Annotated in this window: 8 protein-coding genes; 3 read left to right on the top strand and 5 right to left on the bottom strand. The window is 64.9% G+C overall.

What is annotated here, in order from left to right; all coding sequences use genetic code 11:
• Together dusB and I71_RS11490 are read right to left on the bottom strand one after the other, a co-directional pair.
• The coding region (gene dusB / locus I71_RS11495) for a tRNA dihydrouridine synthase DusB (protein ID WP_042694995.1) at window positions 1-982 on the bottom strand (982 nt) is incomplete at its 3' end.
• Between the two features lie 156 nt (window positions 983-1,138).
• Window positions 1,139-1,969, bottom strand: coding sequence for an inner membrane protein YpjD (locus tag I71_RS11490; protein WP_042694994.1), 831 nt, complete (start codon window positions 1,967-1,969; stop codon window positions 1,139-1,141).
• Window positions 1,970-2,144: 175 nt separating this feature from the next.
• Here I71_RS11490 and I71_RS11485 point away from each other — a divergent pair, with 175 nt between their 5' ends.
• Genes I71_RS11485 through I71_RS11475 form a run of 3 tightly spaced genes read left to right on the top strand, consistent with a single transcriptional unit; the run spans window position 2,145 to window position 4,087 of the window.
• The gene (locus I71_RS11485; protein WP_085940712.1) at window positions 2,145-3,317 is read left to right on the top strand and encodes a bifunctional 2-C-methyl-D-erythritol 4-phosphate cytidylyltransferase/2-C-methyl-D-erythritol 2,4-cyclodiphosphate synthase; all 1,173 of its coding nucleotides are present in this window, start codon (window positions 2,145-2,147) and stop codon (window positions 3,315-3,317) included.
• Between the two features lie 36 nt (window positions 3,318-3,353).
• Entirely contained in the window at window positions 3,354-3,857 is a 504-nt protein-coding gene (locus I71_RS11480; RefSeq protein WP_042694993.1) for a CinA family protein, read from the top strand.
• Window positions 3,858-3,898: 41 nt separating this feature from the next.
• Entirely contained in the window at window positions 3,899-4,087 is a 189-nt protein-coding gene (locus I71_RS11475) for a 4-oxalocrotonate tautomerase (RefSeq protein WP_042694992.1), read from the top strand.
• A gap of 35 nt (window positions 4,088-4,122) precedes the next feature.
• Here the strand turns inward: I71_RS11475 and I71_RS11470 are convergent, their stop codons facing one another.
• From I71_RS11470 to I71_RS11460, 3 genes are all read right to left on the bottom strand, one after another.
• Window positions 4,123-4,578, bottom strand: a complete 456-nt coding sequence (locus tag I71_RS11470) for a type II toxin-antitoxin system RatA family toxin (RefSeq protein ID WP_042694991.1) — start codon at window positions 4,576-4,578, stop codon at window positions 4,123-4,125.
• 36 nt (window positions 4,579-4,614) lie between these two features.
• The gene (lipA, locus tag I71_RS11465; RefSeq protein WP_042694990.1) at window positions 4,615-5,571 is read right to left on the bottom strand and encodes a lipoyl synthase; all 957 of its coding nucleotides are present in this window, start codon (window positions 5,569-5,571) and stop codon (window positions 4,615-4,617) included.
• Between the two features lie 62 nt (window positions 5,572-5,633).
• A complete protein-coding gene (locus I71_RS11460) occupies window positions 5,634-6,119 on the bottom strand; it encodes a DUF29 domain-containing protein (protein ID WP_042694989.1) in 486 nt (161 codons plus the stop codon).
• Between the last annotated feature and the right edge of the window lie 172 nt (window positions 6,120-6,291).

Below are 6,291 nucleotides of genomic sequence, written 5' to 3'. Positions count from 1 at the left end.
CGGCCATCCTTTCGATTGCCGGTTCATAGAAGGCACGGATGCGCTCGCGCACCGCGTCGGGATCGCCCAGCTGGTTGACCTCCTGCCGGAACTCGTTGGAACCGCGCAGGCCGGTCGAATACCAGGAGACATGCTTGCGGGCGACCTTGATACCGCCGTCGCTGCCGTAATGGCCAAGCATGCTGTCGAAATGTTCGAGCAGCGTGGTCATCTGCTCGTGAAGCGGCGGATCGGACGTTTTCTCGCCGGTGCGCAGATAATGCATCACCTGCGACGGGAACCAGGGGCGGCCGTAGCTGCCACGCCCGATCATGACACCGTCGGCACCGGATTCGGCAAGCGCGCGGTCCACCGCCTCGAAACTGGTGATGTCGCCGTTGACCACCACCGGGATCGACACCGCCTCCTTGACCGGACGAACCGCGGTCCAGTCGGCGGTGCCGGTGTAGAACTGCATTCGGGTGCGGCCATGGACCGTCACCATCTTGATTCCGCTCTGCTCGGCGATGCGGGCAAGGGTCGGGGCATTGCGGTTGGTCTCGTCCCAGCCCAGCCGCATCTTCAGCGTCACCGGGATGCTGACCGCCTTCGCCACCGCCTCAAGGATACGGCCGGCCAAGGACTCATCCCGCATCAGCGAGGAGCCGGCATGGCCGTTGACCACCTTCTTCACCGGACAGCCGAAATTGATATCGACAACCGCAGCCCCGCGGTCCTCGTTCAGCTTGGCCGCCTCGGCCATCACCTCCGGCTCGCAGCCCGCGAGCTGGACCGCCATCGGAAACTCCTCCGGCTCGGTCTCCACCATGCGCAGGGTCTGACGGTTCTCGCGGACCATCGCCTGGCTGGCGATCATTTCCGACACCACAAGGCCACATCCCGCGCGCTTCACCAGACGACGGAAAGGCAGGTCCGAGACGCCCGACATGGGCGCCAGGATCACCGGTCCGGCGAGCGTGATGGGTCCGATTTGTATGGTCATTCTCACCTGCCCGATTGATGGGCAAATCAACAAAGTGCCGTCATTTTGGGCAGATTATCACGCTGACACAGACGTGTGCAAGCGCGAAGCCGAAAGACTACGCTGAGGCCCGGTCGAAAACGCACCGACTAGCACTGGTTTGCGGCGACCTTCCGTTCAGCTCCATGTCCACTGCCCGATCAGCACGTTCGATACGAACTTGACGCCGGGATAGGCAAGCGTCGCCAGCAGATACACGATCAGCATGGTGCGCGCCGCAGTCCGGCCACGCACGCCCGTACGGTATTCCGCCAGCAGGAGAACGCCGATCACGACGAAGGTGGCCAGCGACAGCAGGCTCTTGTGATCGGTGCGGAAAAACTGCCCCTGCTCGAAATAGAGCACCGCCATGCCGGTGGCGAGCCCAACGCCGAGGATCACCTCCGACGCGATCAGCAGCCGCAGTTGCAGCCGCTCGCTCTCCGCCACCGGCGGCAGGAAGCGGCTGAGCGGAGTGGGCCGTTTCGACTTCAAGGCGCGAGTCTGGATCACCGCGGCGAAGGACGAGACGGCGCTGAGCGTCAGCAACGCGTAGGTGAAGACCGACACGGCAATGTGCAGATCGATCCAGACGCCGGGCGCATTGCCGCGCAGGATCGGAGCCGGCGCATCCTCGGTCAGCGTCGCCAGGAGGCAAACCACCAGCAGATAGGGCAGCAACAGCGGTGTCAGCCTCCAGGCGGTCGCATGGAACAGGCTGAGCCCGATGAACAGAGCCATGCAGGCAGCCGTCGTTACCCACAGTGCGGTGGAGAAGCCGGTCTGCCACTGGCCGGCAACCTGCAGGATCGCCCACATGCCCGGCCCGGCGGCGGCGAGCAGCAAGGCACCCCAGAAGGACCAGNCACGCCCTTCCACCCCCTGCCCTGCGATCCGGCGGTAGGGATAGAAGGCAGCGGGCACCAGGGCCACAAGCGCCGTCAGGCTCAAAAAGATGTTCTGCGACATGGACCCGAATGCACTCCCGTCTTTCCGCCATCCTGCTGCCGGACCATGCCGGCCGGCCCGGGACATGGTCCGGCAGCACGAGGACGGCAAGGCTCGGCACTTGGCGGAACCACGGCGACAGGCTAGGCTCCGCGACGTTTCCGTCAAGTGGCTATCATATCTTACGGTTTGCCTCATGCCCACCTGCATCGCGCCCACCTGCATCGCCCTGATCGTGGCCGGCGGCTCCGGCCAGCGGTTCGGGGCCGAACGGCCGAAGCAATATCTCGACCTCGCCGGCAAGCCGGTGCTGCGCCGGACGGTCGAAGCCTTTCTCAGTCACCCCCAGGTCACCGCCGTGCGCGTGGTCATCGACCCGTCCTGGCGCGACGCTTATGAGGCCGCCGTTGCCGGCCTCGGCTTGCCTGCGCCGGTGTCCGGCGGAGCCAGCCGTCAGGACTCCGTGCGCAACGGGCTGGAGGCGCTGGCCGCAGAAGGCGCACCCGACCTCGTGCTGATCCATGACGCTGCGCGCCCGCTGATCGAGAACAGCACCATCGGCGCCGTGATCGCCGCTCTCGACAGCACGCCGGGCGCCATCGCCGCGGTACAGGTTGCCGACACGCTGAAGCGTGGCAAGGACGGTGCCACCGCAGGCACGGTGGACCGCGAGGGACTTTGGCGAGCGCAAACGCCGCAGGGCTTCCACTTCTCCGCCATTCTGGAGGCGCATCGTGCCGCCGCCGGCCTGTCGCTGACCGATGATGCGGCGGTGGCCGAGCGTGCAGGATTGGCGGTGTCGCTGGTGCCGTCCAAGGAGGACAATTTCAAGGTGACCACACCCGACGATCTGATCCGCGCCAGCCGTGCGATCATGAGCAACCTGTGGGATGTGCGGACCGGCAGTGGCTTCGACGTCCACCGATTCACCGATGGCGATTTCGTGACGCTGTGCGGCCTCCGTGTGCCGCACAGCCACGGGCTGGAGGGCCATTCCGACGCCGATGTCGGCCTGCACGCCCTGACCGACGCAATTCTGGGGGCCCTGGCCGCCGGAGACATCGGCAGTCACTTTCCGCCGACCGATCAGCGCTGGCGTGGAGCCGACAGCGCAAGGTTCCTGCGCCATGCTGCCGATCTGGTGGCGGAGCGCGGCGGCGTCATTGCCCACGCCGATGTGACCATCATCTGTGAGCGGCCGAAGGTCGGACCGCACCGCGCCGCCATGGCCGAACGAATTGCCCAAATCCTGGGCATTGAAGTCGGTCGGGTCAGCGTCAAGGCGACCACCACCGAACAGCTGGGTTTCACCGGCCGGCGCGAGGGCATCGCGGCACAGGCGGTGGCGACCGTCCGCCTTCCCGGTTAACATCCGCTCCGACACCACGAACCGGGAGAGGCCGTCATGTTTCCCGAGACCATCCGCGAGCTGTCCGCCCAGGTGCTTGCCGAATACGGCCTTGCCGGCTACATGCTGGCGACCGCCGAATCCTGTACCGGCGGGCTGATTGCCGGCGCCCTGACCGACATCGCCGGCTCGTCCAAGGTGGTCGACCGCGGCTTTGTCACCTATACCAATATCGCCAAGACTGAGCTGCTGGGCGTCCCGGCAAGCCTGCTGCACGCCCATGGCGCCGTCAGCCCGGAGGTGGCCGTCGCCATGGCGGTCGGTGCCCTGGCGAAGTCGCGGGCCGACGTGACGGTGGCGGTGACGGGCATCGCCGGCCCCGGCGGCGGCACCGAAACCAAGCCGGTCGGCCGGGTCTATGTGGCGACCGCCGTGCGCGGTGGTGCGGCGAAGGCCAAGGAATACACCTTTCCCGGCGATCGTGACGCCGTGCGCATGGCAACGGTGCAGGTCGCGCTGGAGCGGCTGCGGCTCGCCCGGCCCACCGGAAGCCTGCGCTGAGCAGGTGCCTGCAACCTCTTAACAATCAAAGGGAATTGTAGATGCCGACCATCAACATCCAGCTGTTCGAAGGCCGCACCCTCGAACAGAAGCGTGAATATGCCAAGGCGCTGACTGAAGCGACCGTCAAGGTGCTGGGATGCTCGCCCTCGGCGGTGGACATCATTTTCCAGGACGTGAAGAAAAGCGATTGGGCCAGCGGTGGCGAGCTTTGGTCGGACAAGATCTGACCGGAATAAGCCGCATTGGCAGTCGACAGCCGGCGTCAGGCCGGCTGCGTCACCCGGCCCGGCCCGTAGAGCTGGGCCGCGCGCGTTTCAAAGGCCTGCACCATGCGCCGCACCGCCTCATTGAACAGCAGGCCCATGATCTTCTGCAGCATCTTCGAGCGGAACTCGAAATCGACAAAGAAGTCGACACAGCAGCCGCCGGGATGTTCGCTGAAAATCCAATGATTGTTCAGGTACTGGAACGGCCCGTCGGTGTACTGCACATTGATCCGGCAGTCGGACTCGTGCAACTCCACCCGCGAGGTGAAGCGTTCGCGGACCATCTTGAAGCCGATGATCAGGTCCGCGAACATCACGTTGTCTTCGCGCTTGCGGATGCGGGCCGCCAGGCACCAGGGCAGAAACTCGGGATACTTCTCCACATCGGCGACCAGCTCGTACATCTGGCGGGGGGTGTAGGGAAGAACCTTCTTTTCCGCGTGCGTCGGCATACCCGTACCATGTCCTTTCTTATTGGGCCGCCTGCATCAGGCGGCGGCGACCCCCAGCTTGCGCAGCCGGGCTTCACGCAGCTTCTCGAAATCCGCACCCGCATGATAGGACGAGCGCGTCAGCGGCGACGAGGCCACCAGCAGGAAGCCCTTGCCGCGGCCAACGGTGGAATAACCGTCGAACTCCTCGGGAGTCACGAAGCGATCCACCGCCGCATGCTTGGGCGTCGGCTGGAGATACTGCCCAATCGTCAGAAAGTCCACATCGGCGGCGCGCAGATCGTCCATGACCTGCCCGATCTCCTCCTTCGTCTCGCCCAACCCGACCATCAGACCGGACTTGGTGAAGATCGTCGGATCCAGTTCCTTCACCCGCGCCAACAGCTGCAGCGAAGCGAAGTAGCGCGCCCCCGGACGGATTGTCGGGTAGAGGCGCGGAACGGTTTCCAGATTGTGGTTGAACACGTCGGGCTTGGCCTCCACCACCACCTCGACGGCACCCTTCTTCTTCTGGAAGTCGGGGGTCAGAATCTCGATGGTCGTCTCCGGCGACGCGGCACGGATGGCGCGGATGGTGCGGGCGAAATGCTCCGCCCCCCCGTCGGCCAGATCGTCGCGGTCGACGGACGTGATGACGACATGGCTGAGCTTCAGCTTGCCGACCGCTTCAGCCACATTGTCGGGTTCATGCGGATCCAGCAGATCCGGACGCCCGGTCTCGACATTGCAGAAGGCGCAGCCGCGCGTGCAGATCGATCCAAGGATCATGAAGGTGGCGTGCTTGTGCTTCCAGCATTCCCCGATGTTCGGGCAAGCGGCCTCTTCGCACACGGTGTTCAGCTTCAGCCCGCGCATCAGCTGGCGGGTCTCGTTGTATTCCTGGCTCATCGGCGCCTTGACCCGGATCCAGGCCGGTTTGCGCTGGATGGGGTTGTCGGGCTTATGGGCCTTCTCGGGGTGGCGCAGCTTCTCGGTCTGGTCGACGAGGGTCATGGTCTAAAGCTCCCGATGGCCGACGCGATGCCCCGGCCCCGACAATAGGTGCGATGAGGATGTCAAACCCGCCATTCCGGCGGAAACAGCTCGGCCGGATAGGCCGGATCGAGCGCCTGGTCAAGCGTGAAAGGCGGCTTGACCGGGAAATGGTCGTCAGGGGTATCCGCTTCGACGGCGGCCCGCAGGCGGGCATCCGAGTAAACTTCGGCGAAAACGTCGATGACGTAGGGCCGAAGGCTGGGGCTGTCCTTGATCTCGCGGATCAGCTTCTTGCGCTGCTCCCGGACGGTCAGGCGCAAGCCCCGTTCGCAGCGGTCCCGCAGATGAGGACAGAACATCCATTTCAGCAAATGGACCAGCAGAACGCCAAGCCGGTTGTCGATCTCGGACTTCTGGTTGCGGCCTCTGCTCTCAATCTCCTCGGCGACACTCTCCCAGTCGACCGGGGCGTTGTTCCGCTCGGCGCCGGCACGGCGAAGCTCCTGCGCCTGGGCTTGGGTCCAGGCGTAGAAATCCTCGTCATACGCGGCGCTGCTGCGGTCCATTGCCCCATCCGGCTGGGAAGAACGTCACCTCGGAAACATTAGTTAAAAGTGGATCGCGCGACCATAGGCATCAAGGACCGACTCATGCATCATTTCCGACAGGGTCGGATGCGGGAACACCGTGTGCATCAGCTCGGCCTCGGTCAGCTCCGACGACTTGGCGATGCCATAG

Origin of the sequence: Azospirillum sp. B506 (assembly GCF_000333595.1) — a bacterium.
Lineage (GTDB): Bacteria > Pseudomonadota > Alphaproteobacteria > Azospirillales > Azospirillaceae > Azospirillum.
This window is presented reverse-complemented; position numbering and strand designations above follow the sequence as displayed.

Bases quoted from the DNA above. Each gene is read 5' to 3' on its own strand.
- I71_RS11485 (WP_085940712.1), top strand. From the start codon at position 2,145: ATGCCCACCTGCATCGCGCCCACCTGCATCGCCCTGATCGTGGCCGGC.
- I71_RS11480 (WP_042694993.1), top strand. From the start codon at position 3,354: ATGTTTCCCGAGACCATCCGCGAGCTGTCCGCCCAGGTGCTTGCCGAA.
- I71_RS11475 (WP_042694992.1), top strand. From the start codon at position 3,899: ATGCCGACCATCAACATCCAGCTGTTCGAAGGCCGCACCCTCGAACAG.
- I71_RS11470 (WP_042694991.1), bottom strand. From the start codon at position 4,578: ATGCCGACGCACGCGGAAAAGAAGGTTCTTCCCTACACCCCCCGCCAG.
- lipA (WP_042694990.1), bottom strand. From the start codon at position 5,571: ATGACCCTCGTCGACCAGACCGAGAAGCTGCGCCACCCCGAGAAGGCC.
- I71_RS11460 (WP_042694989.1), bottom strand. From the start codon at position 6,119: ATGGACCGCAGCAGCGCCGCGTATGACGAGGATTTCTACGCCTGGACC.